General features: G+C 59.5%; 15 protein-coding genes and 1 pseudogene. 4 read left to right on the top strand and 12 right to left on the bottom strand.

From position 1 onward, the window contains the following. Nucleotides 1-65 precede the first annotated feature (65 nt). Nucleotides 66-701: a TetR/AcrR family transcriptional regulator gene (locus tag ACEN8R_RS25655; protein ID WP_018928629.1), complete on the top strand. Its 636-nt coding sequence runs from the start codon at nt 66-68 to the stop codon at nt 699-701. A 95-nt stretch (nt 702-796) separates the two neighbouring features. Here the strand turns inward: ACEN8R_RS25655 and ACEN8R_RS25650 are convergent, their stop codons facing one another. The 9 genes from ACEN8R_RS25650 to ACEN8R_RS25610 form a co-directional block, all read right to left on the bottom strand. After that, nucleotides 797-1012 carry a TOBE domain-containing protein gene (locus ACEN8R_RS25650; RefSeq protein ID WP_003229256.1) on the bottom strand — a complete coding sequence of 72 codons (216 nt, stop codon included), beginning with the start codon at nt 1010-1012 and terminating at the stop codon, nt 797-799. A gap of 34 nt (nt 1013-1046) precedes the next feature. After that, nucleotides 1047-1853, bottom strand: a complete 807-nt coding sequence (gene ssuB / locus ACEN8R_RS25645; RefSeq protein WP_096479400.1) for an aliphatic sulfonates ABC transporter ATP-binding protein — start codon at nt 1851-1853, stop codon at nt 1047-1049. Beyond that, the gene (gene ssuC / locus ACEN8R_RS25640; protein ID WP_018928627.1) at nt 1850-2632 is read right to left on the bottom strand and encodes an aliphatic sulfonate ABC transporter permease SsuC; all 783 of its coding nucleotides are present in this window, start codon (nt 2630-2632) and stop codon (nt 1850-1852) included. Before ssuC ends, ssuB begins: the two co-directional genes overlap by 4 nt. Before the next feature lie 9 nt (nt 2633-2641). After that, nucleotides 2642-3790 (bottom strand): FMNH2-dependent alkanesulfonate monooxygenase, encoded by a 1149-nt coding sequence (gene ssuD, locus ACEN8R_RS25635; RefSeq protein ID WP_018928626.1) that lies wholly within the window; start codon nt 3788-3790, stop codon nt 2642-2644. A 25-nt stretch (nt 3791-3815) separates the two neighbouring features. Further along, on the bottom strand, nt 3816-4781 hold the full coding sequence (locus tag ACEN8R_RS25630; RefSeq protein ID WP_064621026.1) for a sulfonate ABC transporter substrate-binding protein: 966 nt from the start codon (nt 4779-4781) through the stop codon (nt 3816-3818). Between the two features lie 101 nt (nt 4782-4882). After that, the gene (gene ssuE / locus ACEN8R_RS25625) at nt 4883-5476 is read right to left on the bottom strand and encodes an NADPH-dependent FMN reductase (protein ID WP_495624435.1); all 594 of its coding nucleotides are present in this window, start codon (nt 5474-5476) and stop codon (nt 4883-4885) included. A 317-nt stretch (nt 5477-5793) separates the two neighbouring features. Next, entirely contained in the window at nt 5794-6432 is a 639-nt protein-coding gene (locus ACEN8R_RS25620) for a peroxiredoxin (RefSeq protein ID WP_018928623.1), read from the bottom strand. Between the two features lie 291 nt (nt 6433-6723). Further along, a complete protein-coding gene (locus ACEN8R_RS25615; RefSeq protein WP_495624434.1) occupies nt 6724-8091 on the bottom strand; it encodes an OprD family porin in 1368 nt (455 codons plus the stop codon). A gap of 397 nt (nt 8092-8488) precedes the next feature. Next, a complete protein-coding gene (locus tag ACEN8R_RS25610; RefSeq protein WP_018927602.1) occupies nt 8489-9829 on the bottom strand; it encodes an OprD family outer membrane porin in 1341 nt (446 codons plus the stop codon). 524 nt (nt 9830-10353) lie between these two features. On the opposite strand from ACEN8R_RS25610, the pseudogene tauA reads away from it, so the two are divergent. Then, nucleotides 10354-10470 (top strand): annotated as a pseudogene (tauA, locus tag ACEN8R_RS25605) (taurine ABC transporter substrate-binding protein); the annotation flags it as partial. 124 nt (nt 10471-10594) lie between these two features. On the opposite strand, the gene argA reads toward tauA, so the two are convergent. Together argA and argE are read right to left on the bottom strand one after the other, a co-directional pair. Next, nucleotides 10595-11893, bottom strand: coding sequence for an amino-acid N-acetyltransferase (argA, locus tag ACEN8R_RS25600; RefSeq protein WP_019580550.1), 1299 nt, complete (start codon nt 11891-11893; stop codon nt 10595-10597). Between the two features lie 135 nt (nt 11894-12028). After that, a complete protein-coding gene (gene argE / locus ACEN8R_RS25595; protein WP_305410455.1) occupies nt 12029-13186 on the bottom strand; it encodes an acetylornithine deacetylase in 1158 nt (385 codons plus the stop codon). A gap of 177 nt (nt 13187-13363) precedes the next feature. On the opposite strand from argE, the gene ACEN8R_RS25590 reads away from it, so the two are divergent. Then, nucleotides 13364-14731, top strand: a complete 1368-nt coding sequence (locus tag ACEN8R_RS25590) for a CYTH domain-containing protein (RefSeq protein WP_018927599.1) — start codon at nt 13364-13366, stop codon at nt 14729-14731. Between the two features lie 159 nt (nt 14732-14890). On the opposite strand, the gene ACEN8R_RS25585 is transcribed toward ACEN8R_RS25590, so the two are convergent. Further along, entirely contained in the window at nt 14891-15361 is a 471-nt protein-coding gene (locus tag ACEN8R_RS25585) for an Lrp/AsnC family transcriptional regulator (protein WP_018927598.1), read from the bottom strand. 126 nt (nt 15362-15487) lie between these two features. Here ACEN8R_RS25585 and ACEN8R_RS25580 point away from each other — a divergent pair, with 126 nt between their 5' ends. After that, nucleotides 15488-15826, top strand: coding sequence for an ACT-like domain-containing protein (locus ACEN8R_RS25580; RefSeq protein ID WP_018927597.1), 339 nt, complete (start codon nt 15488-15490; stop codon nt 15824-15826). The last annotated feature ends 67 nt before the right edge of the window (nt 15827-15893 follow it).

Here is a 15893-nt window from a genome sequence, read left to right as displayed (position 1 = left end):
AAGCGTCCTGGCAGACAACAAAGAAACCTGCTCGTACAATGCCCGCTGCCCTGCAGGAGACTTCAATGACCCGACTCGCCACCCCACGCAAACCCCGCGCACGCAGCCAGGCCCGGATCGATTCGATACTCGATGCCGCCCGCACGCTGCTGGCCGCCGAGGGCGTGGCCAGTCTGTCGATCTACAGCGTCGCTGAACGCGCAGAGATCCCGCCCTCCTCCGTCTACCACTTTTTCGCCAGCGTCCCGGCCCTGCTCGAAGCCCTGACCGCCGACGTCCACGCCGCGTTCCGTGCTTGCCTGCAAGCGCCCATCGACCACCACGCCCTCAACGGCTGGCGCGATTTGTCGCGACTGGTGGAACAACGCATGCTCGACATCTACGACGAAGACGCCGCTGCCCGCCAGTTGATCCTCGCCCAGCACGGTCTGACCGAAGTCACCCAGGCTGACCGCCAGCACGACATCGAACTCGGCGACCTGATGCACAAACTGTTCGACCATCACTTCGAGCTGCCAAGGCTGCCGACAGATGTCGATGTGTTTGCCCTGGCCATGGAGCTGGGAGATCGAGTGTATGCGCGCTCGGTGCAGCAACATGGGCAGATCACGCCGCGCATGGCTGAAGAAGGGATGCGGGTGTTTGATGCCTACCTCGGGCTGTATTTGCCGCCGTACCTGCCCAAGCGCGTAGCGCTTTAAAAGATCGCGGCCTTCGAATACACCACCACTACCACTGCACGCATAAAAAACCCCGAAGGGCTCACACCCTCCGGGGTTGTTGTTGGCGCACGCACTTACAACTTGGCGATCGACACCTCGGTGGATTTCACAAACGCGATCACTTCGCTGCCGACCACCAGTTCCAGCTCTTTCACCGAACGAGTGGTAATCACCGAAGTGACGATGCCGGAGGCAGTCTGCACGTCGATTTCCGAGAGGACGTCGCCGAGCACGATTTCCTTGATCGAGCCTTTGAACTGGTTACGAACGTTGATGGCTTTGATAGTCATGATGTTGATTCCTGTCGTTGGATGAGTTTTAACGTTATTGAGCCCAGCGCAATTGCGTGGGCAATGGTGAAACAGGTTCCGGTTCCGGCGGTTGGCCGGGTACCGACAGCACGCGGTTGAGCACTTCGGTTTCCAGCGCCGCCAGCCGATGGGAGCCGCGAACCCGAGGGCGCGGCAACTCCACTGCCAGGTCGAGGCCGACTTCGCCCTCTTCAATCAGAATCACCCGATCGGCAATCGCCACCGCCTCACTGACGTCGTGGGTCACCAGCAACACGGTGAAACCGTGTTTCTGCCAGAGCCGTTCAATCAGTTGCTGCATTTCAATACGGGTCAGGGCATCCAGTGCCCCCAGCGGTTCGTCGAGCAACAGCAGGCGCGGTTGATGGATCAGCGCGCGGGCCAGGGCCACTCGTTGCTTCTGGCCACCGGACAGTGCCGCCGGCCATTCGTGGGCGCGGTCCGCCAGGCCGACCGACTCCAACGCGTCCAGTGCTTGCGGCCGCCAGTTGCCCTTGAGCCCGAGACCGACGTTGTCGATGACCTTCTTCCACGGCAGCAACCGCGCTTCCTGGAACATCAGCCGGGTGTCTTCCCGGGCGGCACTCAGCGGCGCGGAGCCAGCAAACAACTCGCCAGCCGTAGGTTTGTCGAGACCGGCGAGCAAGCGCAGCAAGGTGCTTTTGCCGCAACCGCTGCGCCCGACCACCGCCACAAACTGCCCGGCAGGAATGTGCAGGTCGATTTCACGCAGCACTTGCCGCGAACCGAAGGTCTTTTGCAGCTTGCGCACTGCCAGCGGGATTCCGCGCAGCAGGCGTGGAGGTTGTTGAGCCGTCATGCGGCACCTCCCTTGGCAACCTGATAGGCCGGATGCCAGCGCAGCCACACGCGTTCAAGTCCACGGGCCGCGAGATCAGCGAGTTTGCCGAGCACGGCATACAACAGAATCGCCAGCACCACTACGTCGGTCTGCAAGAATTCCCGGGCATTCATTGCCAGGTAGCCGATGCCGGCGTTGGCGGAGATGGTTTCGGCGACGATCAGGGTCAGCCACATGAAGCCCAGGGCAAAACGCACGCCGACCAGAATCGAAGGCAGCGCACCCGGCAGGATCACCTGACGGAACAGGCTGAAACCGGACAGGCCATAACTGCGGGACATTTCCACCAGCGCCGGATCGACGTTGCGGATGCCGTGGTACGTGTTGAGGTAGATCGGGAACAACGTGCCCAACGCCACCAGGAAAATCTTCGCCGACTCATCGATGCCGAACCACAGGATCACCAGCGGAATCAGCGCCAGGTGCGGTACGTTGCGGATCATCTGCACCGAACTGTCGAGCAGGCGCTCGCCCCACTTCGACAGGCCGGTGATAAAGCCCAGCGCCAGGCCAATGCCGCCGCCAATGGCGAACCCGAGTGCCGCGCGCCAGCCGCTGATAGCCAGGTGAGTCCAGATTTCACCGCTGCGGAACAGGCTCACACCGGCTTCGATCACCGCGATTGGCGCCGGCAGAATCCGCGTCGACAACCAGCCCGCCGACACCGACAACTGCCATACCGCCAGCAACAGAATCGGCAACACCCAGGGTGCGAGGCTGTGGATAGTTTTCTTCATGGCCACGCCTCAGCTCTGGGACGCGGCTTTGGGAAGAATGTCGTTGGCCACCATCTCGCCGAACGGGCTGACGTAACCGGCGCTTTTCGGCAGTTCCGGGCGCTCGATGTCCAGGTGCGGGAACAGCAACTCGGCCACCCGATAGGATTCTTCCAGGTGTGGATAACCGGAGAAGATGAACGTATCGATGCCCAGATCGGCGTACTCCTTCACCCGAGCGGCCACGGTCGGACCATCGCCGACCAGCGCCGTACCGGCCCCGCCGCGCACCAGACCGACACCGGCCCAGAGGTTGGGACTGACTTCCAGGTTGTCGCGACTGCCGCCATGCAAAGCGGCCATGCGTTGCTGGCCGACCGAATCGAAACGCGCCAGAGAAGCCTGGGCGCGGGCAATGGTGTCATCGTCCAGATGAGAGATCAGTCGATCCGCCGCTTGCCACGCCTCGGCGTTGGTTTCGCGAACGATCACATGCAGGCGAATACCGAAGCGCACGGTGCGCCCGAGCTTCGCGGCTTTGGCGCGAACCTGTGCGATTTTCTCGGCAACGGCGGCCGGTGGCTCACCCCAGGTCAGGACCATTTCGACCTGCTCCGCCGCCAGATCCTGCGCCGCTTCCGACGAGCCGCCGAAATACAGCGGCGGACGCGGTTGCTGGATCGGCGGATAGAGCAACTTGGCGCCCTTCACGCTGATGTGCTGACCGTCGTAATCGACGGTTTCGCCTTCCAGTACCCGGCGCCAGATGCGGGTGAATTCCACCGAGGCCTGATAGCGCTCTTCGTGACTGAGGAACAGACCGTCGCCGGCCAGTTCTTCCGGATCGCCACCGGTGACCAGGTTGAACAGCGCACGGCCGCCGGACAGACGATCCAGGGTCGCGGCCTGACGCGCCGCCACCGTCGGGGAAATGATCCCGGGGCGCAGGGCGACGAGGAATTTCAAACGCTGGGTCACCGGGATCAGCGAGGCGGCCACCAGCCACGAATCTTCGCAGGAGCGACCGGTGGGAATCAGCACCCCGCCGAAGCCCAGACGATCCGCCGCTTGCGCAACTTGTTGCAAGTAACCGTGGTCGACGGCGCGAGCGCCCTCGGCGGTACCAAGATAATGGCCGTCGCCGTGGGTAGGCAGGAACCAGAAGATATTGAGGCTCATGGAGTGGTCTCCTTGGGGAATCGAATTACGGCGCTTTGGCGACGGCTGCCGGTGGCGTCCAGATCACGTCCTTGATACTCAAGGGCTTGGGAATCAGCTTGAGCTGGTAGAAGCTGTCGGCGATTTTCTGTTGGGCGGCGACCACCTCAGGGGTCAGGAACAGCGCGCCGTAACCCTGGCGTTTCACCGAAGTCAGGGTGATGTCCGCCGGCAGGCCGAGCAGTGGCGAAACCTGTCGGGTGACGTCCTCGGGATTGGCCCGGGACCATTCACCGACCGCGCGCACTTCTTCCACCAGGGCCTTGATCACGTCAGGATTTTTTTGCGCGTAAGGCTTGGTCGCCAGGTAGAACTGGTGGTTGTCGACGATGCCTTTGCCATCGCGCAAGGTGCGCGCTTGCAATTGCTGTTCGGCGGCAGCCTGGTACGGGTCCCAGATCACCCAGGCATCGACACTGCCGCGCTCGAATGCGGCGCGGGCATCGGCGGGCGGCAGGAACACGGTCTGGATATCGGTGTATTTGAGGCCGGCGTCTTCCAGCGCACGCACCAGCAGGTAGTGCACGTTCGAGCCTTTGTTGAGCACGACTTTCTTGCCCTTGAGTTCCTGCACCGATTTGATCGGCGAGCCCTTCGGCACCAGGATCGCTTCGCTGTGGGGCGCAGGCGGTTCATAAGCGACGTAGAGCAGATCGGCGCCCGCGGCCTGAGCGAAAACCGGAGGCGTTTCGCCGGTGACGCCGAAGTCGATGGAGCCGACGTTCAGGCCTTCAAGCAGTTGCGGGCCGCCGGGGAATTCCGTCCATTGCACGTCCACGCCTTGGGCGGCGAGGCGTTTTTCCAGAGTGCCTTTGGCTTTGAGCAGCACCAGGGTGCCGTATTTCTGATAGCCGATTCGCAAAGTCTCGGCTTGGGCTTGAGTAATGACGCCGAAGGACACAGCCGCAGCAAACAGAGCGACCAGACCACGACGCAAAATGACAGGGCGCATGGCGCTCTCCTTTTTGCAGTTGGGTTTTGGCTGCACCTGCTTGCCCGTTAGCGGACCAGTAAGGTGAGTACTTCAAATTCAGATGTTGCTTGAGGGCTGGCTTAAATGCTCCAGCGAGCACTCAACAAACGTTCGTTCAACAGGTTTGGATCGAGCGGCTTGGGCCGGCGAGCCATGGCGCTGTAGAACAGCTCCAGCGATTCACTCAGTCGTTGTGCAAGCTCGGGAGCCAACTGCGCCTGGGCGCTGCCTTCGCCATAAGCGATCTGACTGTCTACGGCGAAAATCCCGTGGAGCATTTCCTGGGCCTTCAACGCCGACAGCACTGGCTTGAGCGCGTAATCCACCGCCAGCATGTGGGCGATGCTGCCACCGGTCGCCATTGGCAGAACCACTTTGTGGGCCAGGGCGCGTTCGGGCAGCAAATCCAGTACGGTTTTCAACGCGCCGGAGAACGAGGCTTTGTAAACCGGTGTGGCGATGAGCAGGCCGTCGGCGTTATCAATCTGTTGCAACAGATCGATCACCTTCGGGCTGTCGAAACGGGCATGCAGTAAATCTTCAGCCGGGAAGTCCCGTACCTGATAACTCACCACTTCCACACCTTGCTCTTGCAACCAGCGTTTGGCGCGCTCCAGCAACACCCCGGAACGGGAGCGTAGGCTGGGGCTGCCACCGAGTGAGACGACCAGCATTCAGACAATTCCTTGAGCGGTGTTGGCGATTCGCAGCTTGAGATCTCGCATCGATGGAATGACCTTAACAGGTGATTTATATATCCATAAATCATATTTATTCATTTGGTTATATCTTAAATGAATATGCTGTTCATCTTTTTCCAGACAAAAAAACAGGCCGTCGAAACGGCCTGAAAATCCCCTGCTTTGTAAATCTACACAGCCCTTGTAGGAGCGAGCGGTGCGGCGATCCGACTTGCCCGCGAAGGCGTCATCCCTGACGCTAGAAAGACCGAGGCGTTCGCTTCGCGGGCAAGCCTCGCTCCTACAAGGGTTCAGCGATTCGGCTGCGGCGTCAGGCGCAGGTACGGTTTCACCGCACGGTAACCCTTGGGAAAACGTCGCTGGATTTCATCTTCGTCCTTGAGCGACGGCACGATCACCACCTCATCACCGTCCTGCCAATTGGCCGGTGTGGCCACCTTGTAGTTGTCGGTGAGCTGCAGCGAATCGATTACCCGCAGAATCTCATTGAAGTTACGGCCGGTACTCGCCGGGTAAGTGATGGTCAGCCGAATCTTCTTGTTCGGATCGATCACGAACAACGAGCGCACGGTCAAGGTGTCGTTGGCATTCGGGTGGATCAGGTCATACAGGTCGGACACTTTACGGTCCGCATCGGCGAGGATCGGGAAGTTGACGATGGCGTTCTGGGTTTCGTTGATGTCCTCGATCCACTTGTGATGCGAATCCACCGGGTCCACGGACAGAGCAATGGCTTTGACGCCGCGCTGGGCGAATTCATCCTTGAGCCTGGCGGTGAAGCCCAGCTCGGTGGTGCACACCGGCGTGAAGTCCGCCGGGTGGGAAAACAGCACGCCCCAGCTATCGCCCAGCCATTCGTGGAAACGGAGGGTGCCGGCGCTGGAATCCTGTTCGAAATCGGGGGCGATATCGCCAAGTCTGAGGCTCATGGTGCTGCTCCTGGTGAGTGCTTGTTGAGCTCAACTGTGCCTGCGTTCCAATTTAATTAAAAAGAATAAATATCAATTTATTTAGATCATAAAGAAATATTAAAGATCTGTTCACTGGACCTGATCCGCCATCGGGACGAACATCGATCCCAAGGTTCGAGAAGGCCTTGAGTTGTTGCAAAAAGGGAACTTCAAGGCGGGTTTACGGGGGTGAGCCCGCCTTGAAAACGCAAAAGCCCCGCCCGGCGTGATGCCGGGCGGGGCTTTTTTTCGTCGGTTATGCGGGCGCTATTACAACAGCGGGATCGAGTAGCTGACGATCAGACGGTTTTCGTCCTGGTCGCGCTGACCTGGGATGTCGTTGCGCCACATGGCGTTTTTCCAGGTGAGGCCCAGGTTTTTCAACGGACCTTCTTGTACTACGTACGCCAGGGTCAGGTCGCGTTCCCACTCGGAACGGCCACTACCGGATACCGGGTGAGCAGCGGTGTTGGCGATAGTGTCGATGTTGTCACCACGCAGGTAAACGATGCCGGCAGTAGCGCCTGGCAGGCCAACCTTGGCGAAGTCATACGAGTAGCGAGCTTGCCAGGTACGTTCGCCGGCACGGGCGAACTTGGCGATCTGGCTGTCGGTAATTATGTAGGCCGACGAGCCGTCACCCTGGTTCAACCAAGGGAAGTCGCTGCTGCCATTGCTGACCTGATAACCGCCGCCAAAGGTGTGACCGGCAACGGAGTACAGGAACAGGCCGCTATACAGGTTGTTGTCGACTTTACCGCGACCGGCACGGAAGCCCTGATAGTTGCCGGAGCTGAAATAAGCCGAGTCGTGACCGTTGGCACCGTCATCGGAGCTGTTGAAGTAACGCAAGTCAGACTTCAACACACCAGGACCAATCGACCAGTTGTGAACCAGGCCCAGGAAGTGTTGCTTGTAGAAGTCTTCCAGGTTGCCGTAGTAGTACTGGGCAGTCAGGTCTTTGGTGATTTTGTAGTCACCGCCACCGTAGATGAACTTGTTGCTGTCACGGAAACCAGCACCGCGCGTGTTCGCACCAGCGATCGACAACTCTTCGTTGTTGCTGGAGTTACGACCCTTGGCGTGCTCGATCTGACCGCCGACCAGTGTCAGGTCTTTGATTTCGTTCGAGGTGATCTGACCGCCCTGGAAGGTTTGCGGCAGCAGACGACCGTCGTTGGTCACGATCACCGGCAGTTTTGGCTGCAGGGTACCCAACTTCAATTCGGTCTGGGAGATCTTGGCTTTGGCAGTCAGGCCCAGGCTGGAGAAGTTATCAACCGCTTTGCCGTTGGACTCACTTGGGAAAACAGTGCCGCCGTAAGAGGTAGGAGTTGCGCCGTTGGTGCCGCCACCCGAATCCAGACGGACGCCCAGCAGGCCGATGGCATCAATACCAAAGCCAACGGTGCCTTGGGTGTAGCCCGAAGTGAAACGCAGATCGAAGCCTTGGCCCCACTCTTCGTTTTTGCTCTGAACATTGGAAGCAGTTCTAGCTGCCGAATCACGGTTATCAGTGTTGATGTAGAAGTTGCGCAGCCCCAATGTAGCCTTGCTGTCTTCGATGAAACCGGCGGCGCCTGCCTGCTGCGCCAAAACCCCTACGGCCACAGCCAGGGCCAAGGTGGACTTGTTCATTGTTTCGCTCCTCTCATTTCTAATTCTGGGTTCCTGGTCCTGGTCGAGTGCCCGGATCCAAAGATGCGCAATGAGCGCCGGGTGGTCAGCCCCCCTTGTTTTTGCCGACATGACAAACCAAAAGATTTACCGCGGTATTTTTTAATGCCATTTAGGCATATATATCCATGCCGGGACTCAAGGTATCGGCTCATGAACCAATTCCTTGATCTTCAAAATCGGGGGGTGCTGAATCCGATACTCGTGTTGCTGCCAATGAGTACCTGATGGATTCATTTTATAGACTTGGGCAAAAAACAAAAAAGAATAAATAATCAACTGAAACTATTTTTTTGGAATATGAAAAAACACACAAAAAAAAGCCTCGCCAACAGGCGAGGCTCTTTTTTGAGGGTTATTACAGGAAGCTGTAGGTGTAGTTGAAGATCAGACGGGTCTGGTCTTGGTCAGCGGTGCTGGTATTACCGCTGTAAGTACCGTGACGCAGAGTCGTGCCAAACCCTTTGAGTGGGCCCGTTTGAATCACGTAGTCCACACGCGCGTCGGTCTCGTGCTCATTCAGGTCTTTACCCACGCCGTTGGTTGCCTTGATGTCTCGGCCATCGAGGTAAGCAATCGAAGCTTTCAAACCTGGCACGCCCAGTGAGGCGAAGTCATAGGAGTACTGACCGTACGTGGTGTTTTCACCGGCACGGATGAAGCTGCCCACGGTGGCGTCGGTGAACGAGTAGAAGCTGGCGCCACCGGCACCTTCTGGACGACCTTTGCTATCGATCAGGCTGCCCTGGTTCAAGAAGACAAAGCCGCCGTCATCGCTGACACGCTGATGACCAAGCAGGAACGCGCTGCCACCCAGGGTGTAGGTGAACGTCGCGCTCCAGGTCTTGTTATCGACCTCGCCTGGATTCTTGGCGTAGCCATTGTTGTTGTTGAAGCGGTAGCCGACGTCGCCGTTCTTGCCATCGGAGCTGCTGTCGAAATAACGAATATCAGTCTTGAACGACTGGTTCGGGGCGATCGGGTAGACGTGCACCAGGCCGAGGAAGTTCTGCTTGTAGTAGTCTTCCAGGTTCGCGTAGTAGTACTGCAGCGTGAGGTCTTTGGTGACTTTCCAGTCAGCACCGGCGTAACGGAACTGGTTGCTGTCCTGAGCACCGCCAGCCACTGCCAGGCCAGTTCTGTTGGAGGAGGCGCGACCCGACGCGTGCTCCAGTTGACCCAAGTTGAAGGTCACATTGTCAATTTCCTTCGAGGTGATGGTGCCACCGTCAAAGGTCTGCGGCAGCACACGGCTGTCGTTCGCGATCAGGATCGGCAAGTTAGGTGCCAGAGCGCCACCCAAGTGGGCCTCGGTCTTCGAGAAGCGCGCCTTGACGTTACCATCCAGACGACTCCACTCGTCGGCGGACCTGTCGCCGTCGCTCGGGAAGAAGGAGTTGCTGTTACCGAGCGGGTGATGTCCCCTGCCGCCATCCAGGTGGATGCCGACCAGTGCCTGGGCGTCGATACCGAAACCAACGGTACCCTGGGTGAACCCGGACAGGTAATCGAACTTGAGACCTTCAGCGGTTTCTCGCTGACGGTTTGCAGCTCTATTGTCGCCTTCACGGACATCGGCGTCGTAATACATGGTCCGGGAACTGACGGAAGCCTTGCTGTCTTCCAGGAAACCCGCTGCGCCTGCCTGCTGCGCCAAAACCCCCACGGCCACAGCCAGGGCTAAGGTGGACTTATTCATGTTTCGCTCCTCTCGTTTTCTAATTTTTGTGTTCTTTGGTCTTGGGTCGAAAGCCCTGGATCCACAGATGCGCGATTAGCGCCAGACCGTGACTACCAAGTCAATCGTAACCATGTATGTCTACGACCAAGGTCTAACGTCGAATATTGAGTCCCTGCCGGCGGCTCATCGAACCGGATATAACGGCATTGGCCCAAAAGCTAATTCCTAAAGGGTATTTACCAGCCTTTTTTTATTCCCATTGGCTTTGGCACATCCCGTACGCGTCAATCCCTATCGAAAAGGCGACGCCATCATGGCTAAACGCGCACTATCTAGTCAATTTGTTACAGTTTGTGTATCGCTAATATTTTTCTCTTTCCACTCAGGCGACGACGCTCACGGTCGATTATCAAACCGGCGCCCCCCACCGAAGGCCTTCGAGCCGACGGCGATTCGAGAAACCATAGGCCATAAAGTCGATTGGCGTCGTTTCAATCGCGGTTCGTAAGTGGTCAGCGCCGCGCAGCAGACCGCGGTGCGTTGGCGGCACGACGAAGACGATTGGAGAGATGGCGAAGTTCTTGCGGGAGCAAGGGAAGGTAGAAACGGTGCTGCCGGATTATTCGCCGTATGTCAGCGCCAAATACGTCACTGAGTGATGATCGTTCCCACGCTCTGCGTGGGAATGCCTCTTCGGACGCTCTGCGTTCGGCTCTCGATGGAACGCGGAGCGTCCCGGGTTGCATTCCCACGCGGAGCGTGGGAACGATCACAGCCGCTCAGTCAGAGGGCTTTTTCGAAGATCTTCGAATTACGCTGATAGTTGTAAAGCGACGCCCGCGCCGACGGCAAGCGATCGACGCTGCTCGGCACGAAACCCCGCTCACGGAACCAGTGGGCGGTCCGGGTGGTGAGCACGAACAGGGTTTTCAGGCCCTGAGCCCGGGCGCGGGTTTCGATGCGCTCCAGCAATTCATCACCGCGACCGCCATGACGGTACTCCGGGTTCACCGCCAGGCACGCCAGCTCCCCCGCATCCGAATCGGCAATCTGATACAGCGCCGCGCAGGCGATAATCATGCCTTCACGCTCGACCACACTGAACTGCTCGATCTCACGCTCCAGCACCTCGCGGGAACGGCGTACCAGAATGCCCTGCTCTTCCAGCGGGCTGATCAAGTCCAGCAAACCGCCGACGTCCTCGATGGCCGCCTCGCGCACCACCTCGAATTGCTCCTGGGCCACCAGCGTACCGCCACCGTCACGGGTGAACAGTTCGGTCAGCAGCGCGCCGTCTTCGGCGTAGCTGACGATATGACTGCGCGCCACACCGCCCCGGCATGCCTCAGCGGCCGCATCCAGCAGCTCGGCCTGATAGTTGCTGCCCAGGCGTTGCAGGTGTGCCGGCACTTGTTGCGGACGCAACTCGCGAACCAGACGACCCTGTTCATCCAGCAGACCGAGCTCGGCGCCGAACAGCAGCAACTTGTCTGCGCCCAGGTCGATGGCCGCGCGGGTCGCGACGTCTTCGCAGGCGAGGTTGAAGATTTCGCCGGTCGGCGAGTAACCCAACGGCGACAACAGCACGATGGAGCGTTCGTCCAGCAGGCGATTGATGCCCTTGCGGTCGACCCGGCGCACTTCGCCGGTGTGGTGATAATCGACACCTTCGAGCACGCCGATCGGCCGCGCAGTGACCAGATTGCCGCTGGCCACCCGCAAGCGCGAGCCCTGCATCGGCGACGAGGCCATGTCCATGGACAACCGCGCTTCGATGGCGATGCGCAGTTGGCCGACCGCATCGATCACGCACTCCAGCGTCGCTGCATCGGTGATGCGCATGCCGTGGTGGTAGTGCGGGGTCAGGCCGCGAGCAGCGAGGCGGGTTTCAATTTGCGGACGCGAACCGTGAACCAGCACCAGTCGCACGCCCAGGCTGTGCAGCAGCACCAGGTCGTGGACGATATTGCCGAAGTTCGGGTGCTCCACACCGTCGCCGGGCAGCATGACGACGAAGGTGCAATCGCGGTGGGCGTTGATGTAAGGCGAAGCGTGACGAAGCCAATTGACGTATTCGGGCATGAACCTGGGCCTGTAATAAATAGCAGCCGAAAAAAGAGTAACGCAGTAAACGCACAGCGGGCTGATGGTTATCGTCGGAACAGGCTTGGCGACACGCGTGCTCTCCTCATAAGTACGGGTTGTGACACGGGCGATTTATACGAGCGACGCCGGCGTCAGGCAGTAATGTTGGATCAGTTGACGTAATAGATGCACGGTAGGCTGCAAACGTGACATTTCGAGGTATTCCCCCGGTTGGTGGGCGCAGGCGATGTCGCCGGGGCCCAATACCAGTGTTTCACAGCCAAGGCGCTGAAGATAAGGCGCTTCTGTGCCGAATGCCACTGCTTCGGCGCGATGGCCGGTGAGCTTTTCGGCGATCCTCACCAATTCCGAGTCCTCGGCCTGCTCGAACGGCGGCACTTCGGGGAACAGCGGCGCGTAATCGATCTTCACCTGGTGCCGCTCGGCAATGGGTTTGAGCTTCTGCAAGATTGCCGCGCGCAGGGCGCTGGGATCCATGCCCGGCAGCGGACGCAGGTCAAACTCCAGTGAGCACTGGCCGCAGATGCGGTTGGGGTTATCGCCACCGTGAATGCAGCCGAAATTCATCGTCGGCTGTGGCACGCTGAACTGCGGATTACGAAATTCCCGTTGCCACGCCAGACGCAAGCCGCGCAGTTCGCCAATCGCATCATGCATGGCTTCGAGGGCGCTGTGGCCCAGGCTCGGGTCCGAGGAATGGCCGCTCTGACCGAGGATGTCGATGCGCTCCATCATCACGCCTTTGTGCAAGCGGATCGGCTTCAACCCCGTCGGCTCGCCAATCACCGCCGCACGACCTAGTGGCCGCCCGGCTTCGGCCAAGGCACGCGCGCCGGACATCGAGCTTTCTTCATCACAGGTCGCAAGAATCAGCAAGGGTTGCTTGAATGGTTGGTCGAGCAAGGGTTTGACGGCTTCGATGGCCAGGGCAAAAAAGCCCTTCATGTCGCAACTGCCCAGGCCGACCCAACGGCCGTCCACTTCCGTCAGTTTCAGCGGGTCGGTCTGCCACAGCGCCGCGTCGTACGGCACCGTATCGCTGTGACCGGCCAGCACCAGGCCGCCGGGACCGGAACCGAAACTGGCCAGCAGGTTGAATTTGCCGGGGCTGACCTGCTGGATGTCGCAGGCAAAACCCAGCTCCCCGAGCCATGTCGCCAACAAGTCGATGACCGGCCGATTGGTTTGATCCAGGTTCGGTTGGGTACAGCTGACGGACGGCGCGGCGATCAGCGCAGCGAACTGATCTTTCATGGACGGCAAAGGCATCGCTGACTCCCAACTCCCGAATTGAAGTCCATCATAGAGCCATCCGGCGACAGGAATAAACCGTCGCGGCCGTCACCAAGCGTCAACAGACCCTACAACCCTTGAGTCCTGTACACTGCACGACCTTGGCAGCCACACATTTCCCCGGCTGCGCTCCCGATCCTGGATTTTCCGGCCATGCAGAAAGAAACCGAAATCAAACTCCGCGTCAGCCGCGAAACCCTCGCCGCCCTGCGCGAGCACCCGTTACTGAAGAAACGCAACAAAAGTGGCTGGGAACGCCGTGAGTTGATGAACCAGTACTTCGACACGCCCGAGCGCGACCTGGCCCGCGCCAAGGTTGCCCTGCGCCTGCGCCGCGATGGCGAAGAAGTGATTCAGACCCTCAAGACCCGTGGCCAGAGCGTCGCCGGTCTGTCCGAACGTCACGAGTACGACTGGCACCTGCCCAAAGCCAAACTCGACGTGAAGAAGCTCGACGGCGAATGCTGGCCCGAGCAGTTGGCCGAACTGGACAAGAAAACCCTGAAAGCCATCTTCACCACCGATTTCGTGCGTGAACGCGCGGAAATCGCCTGGGGCCGTGGCAAGACCAAAGTGGTCATCGAAGCCGCGCTGGACCTGGGCCACGTGGTGGTCGGCAAGCAGAAAGAAGAAATCTGCGAGCTGGAACTGGAACTGCGCGAAGGCGAGCCGGCCGCACTGCTGGAACTGGCCGCCGAACTGGCCGCGACCCTGCCGCTGATGCCATGCGACATCAGCAAGGCCGAACGCGGTTATCGCCTGTTCGACGCCAACAGCTACTCGCTGAGCTTGCCGGCGCCGCAGATCACCGCCGAAATGCCACTGGACGATGCGTTCGCCGCCTTGTGCTGGCATTTGCTTGGCAGCAGCCAGCGCCTGGCCGAGCAATATCGCTTTAATGGCCACTGGCGCCTGCTGCAGGACTGGGTCGAAAACCTCGCTGAAATGCGCGCGCTGATCAGTAGCCTCGGTCAAGCCGCGCCGCGTCAGTCGACTCACGATCTGCGGGTCGCGCTGGATGCCTTGCTGGAAGACTGGCGCCCGCTGGTACAGGCCGGCCTGGACGACGAAGACGTGCGCAAAGCCGCGCCGGAGCAGTTCCTCGAAGAGCTGGAAGATCCGCGCTGGGGCCTGTTCTCGCTGAACACTTCGCGCTGGTTGCTGGCCCGTACCTGGGCTGCCGATCGCAACACCCGTGGCAATCGCCAGGGCGCCGCGCAACTGGGCAGCTGGCTGCCACGCCTTCTGGGCGAAGAAGCCAACTCGCTGCAACTGCAGCGTTACCAGCAACAGCCGGAAGACCTGGCCGAGCAACTGCCGCGCATCGAGCGTATCCAGGCCTGGCTGCACCACGCCCGTAGCGTGCTGGACATCCCGGAAATGGATCGCCTGTACGGTGAGCTGAAACAGCTTGCCCTGCTGGCTAACGAGCCGATCACCGATGAGTCGCTGGATGCGCGTAAGCAGCAGGCGATTGCGGTGTATCAGAATCGTGCCTGGAAAATGCTATTGCGCATGTAACACCCAACACCTGTGGCGAGGGAGCTTGCTCCCGTTCGGCTGCGAAGCAGTCGTAATCCGGGCATCGCGGTTTGTCTGGCATACCGCAATGGCCGGATTAGGAGCGCTTCGCACTCCAGCGGGAGCAAGCTCCCTCGCCACAAAGGCCCTCGAACATCATCAACGCAACACCGGCAAACTCGTCGTGGATTTGATTTCCGACAAAGCCACGATCGAGTTGACCTCCTGTATCCCCGGTACCATCGACAGTTTCTCGAAGAAGAAACGCTCATAAGCCTCGATGTCTGCCGTGACGATCCGCAACAAGAAATCCACCGATCCCATCAGCACATAACATTCCAGCACTTCGGGAAAACCGCGAATCGCTTCGGTGAACTCAGTGAAGTTCGAGCGCCCGTGGGCGTTGAGTTTGATCTCGGCGAAGATTTGCGTGTTGAGGCCGATTTTCTTGCGGTCAAGCAACGTCACCTGACCGCGAATGATCCCCTCCTCCTTCATCCGCTGAATCCGCCGCCAGCAGGGCGACTGCGAGAGTCCCACCTGTTCGGCGATCTGCGCGCTGGAGAGCGAAGCGTCCTCTTGCAGCAACGCGAGAATCTTGCGGTCGTAGCCATCCAGCTCGCTATGCATAGAAAAACCTGAAATTAATATGATCTTGAATTGATCGATTCGATAAATCGTCAACAAGCCCAATCATAGATAAGAAATACCCCACACCGAATGTAAAAATTCCTCCAATGATTTTGGAGCCTGACCATGCCGCCCCTCGAAGCCGTGAACACCGCGCCCGCCCGCGCCGATGTCTGGAACGTCAGCAACACCCACTGCCGCGTTCAATACCAACTGCTGGCCGAGGCCGAGCCGGACCTGCTGTGCCGCGCGCTCAATCTGTTCGCCTTGCAGTTTCTGACGCCGCAGCAGGTCAACGTGCAGCGCCTGGACGATCTGCTGTCGATCGACATCGTCATGGACGGCCTGAGCTGGCACCGAGCCCAGGTGATCGCGGAAAAGCTGCGTAACCTGATCAGCGTCTGCTCGGTGAATCTGCAAACGGCCGATTCGGCGTGGCAGGAGCCGGCGCAGGCAGCGGGCTGACCCCCTCCCCTGAAAAAACCCGACACGTGTTGGTCGGGTAGTGGCCCAACGGTCTGCGGGTGCCCAG

Source organism: Pseudomonas sp. Pseusp15 (genome assembly GCF_059492165.1).
The sequence above is the reverse complement of the archived record's forward strand: the minus strand, read 5'-3'. Positions and strand labels throughout refer to the sequence as shown.